This window comes from Nocardioides furvisabuli (assembly GCF_021083185.1).
Taxonomy (GTDB): Bacteria; Actinomycetota; Actinomycetes; order Propionibacteriales; family Nocardioidaceae; genus Nocardioides; species Nocardioides furvisabuli.
In genome coordinates this window covers 1-1,351 of sequence record NZ_JAIGQB010000027.1, presented here as the reverse complement: position 1 = coordinate 1,351, position 1,351 = coordinate 1, and the positions used below count along the sequence as shown (strand labels likewise).

General features: G+C 66.4%; 1 protein-coding gene. It reads left to right on the top strand.

The window, feature by feature from the left end; genetic code table 11:
- Positions 1–114: 114 nt before the first annotated feature.
- Positions 115–1,299, top strand: coding sequence for an integrase core domain-containing protein (locus K4G59_RS19735; protein ID WP_231252771.1), 1,185 nt, complete (start codon positions 115–117; stop codon positions 1,297–1,299).
- Positions 1,300–1,351 lie beyond the last annotated feature (52 nt).

The following is a 1,351-nucleotide window of genomic DNA, read 5'->3' as shown; positions in this document are numbered from 1 at the left end:
CAGTGTGCTGGCTCAGGACATCGGAATGGGGTGTCTCACGACATCGGAATAGTGATGTCTCACGACATCGGCATGGCGTCGTAGCAGGCTGGTGCCCCCGCTCGAGGCTGCGAGGTGTCGAAACGTCGCCTCGTCATCACCGCCGTCCTGGCCGGCCAGTCCCAGTCCGAAGTCGCCCGCACCTACGCCGTGTCCCAAGGCTGGATCAGCAGGCTGATGGCCCGCTACCGGATCGAGGGCGATGCCGCGTTCGAGCCGTTGTCCCGGGCACCGAAGACGTCCCCGGCCGCCACCGCGCCCGAGACCGTGGAACTGGTCTTGGCGTTGCGCAAGAACCTCACCGAGTCCGGACACGACGCAGGCCCCGACACGATCTGCTGGCACCTGACCCAGCACCACGGCACAACCCTGTCGCGGGCGACCGTGCACCGGATCCTGACCCGTCACGGCCAAGTGACCCCAGAACCGAGGAAGCGTCCGAAGTCGTCCTACATCCGCTTTGCCGCCGAGCAGCCCAACGAGACCTGGCAGTCCGACTTCACCCACTACCGATTAGCCACCGGTAGCGATGTCGAGATCATCACCTGGCTCGACGACCACTCCCGCTACGCACTGCACACCTCGGGCCACCACCGCATCACCGCGCACCTCGTGCTCACCACGTTCACCGAAACCGCAGCCCAGCACGGCTATCCCGCGTCCACGCTGACTGACAACGGGATGGTCTACACCGTCCGGTTCGCCGGCGGGAAGGGTGGACGGTCCAAGCTCGAGCACGAACTGCGACGGCTGAACATCGTCCAGAAGAACAGCCGGCCCAACCACCCCACCACCTGCGGGAAGGTCGAGCGCTTCCAGCAGACCATGAAGAAGTGGCTACGTGCCCAGCCCGACCAGCCCGCCACCCTGACCGAGCTGCAGGTCCTGCTGGACCGGTTCCGCGACGACTACAACCAGCGCCGTCCGCACCGCTCCCTGGAACACCGCGCCACACCGGCCGCGGCCTACCAAGCACGCCCCAAGGCCGCCCCGGGCGCTGATCGCGCCCACGAGACCCACGACCGGGTCCGCACCGACAAGATCGACCGCGTCGGCACAGTGACCCTGCGCCACAACGGCCGCCTGCACCACATCGGCGTCGGACGAACCCACGCCGGAACCTACGTCCGACTCCTGGTCCAAGACCTCGACATCACCATCATCAACGCCACCACCGGCGAGATCCTCCGCGAACTCGAACTCGACCCCACCCGCGACTACCAGCCCACCGGACGGCCACCCGGCCCCACAAAGCAATAGCCGGACCTACAACTTCGTAGGTCCGGCTATTCCAATGTCCTGCGACATCACA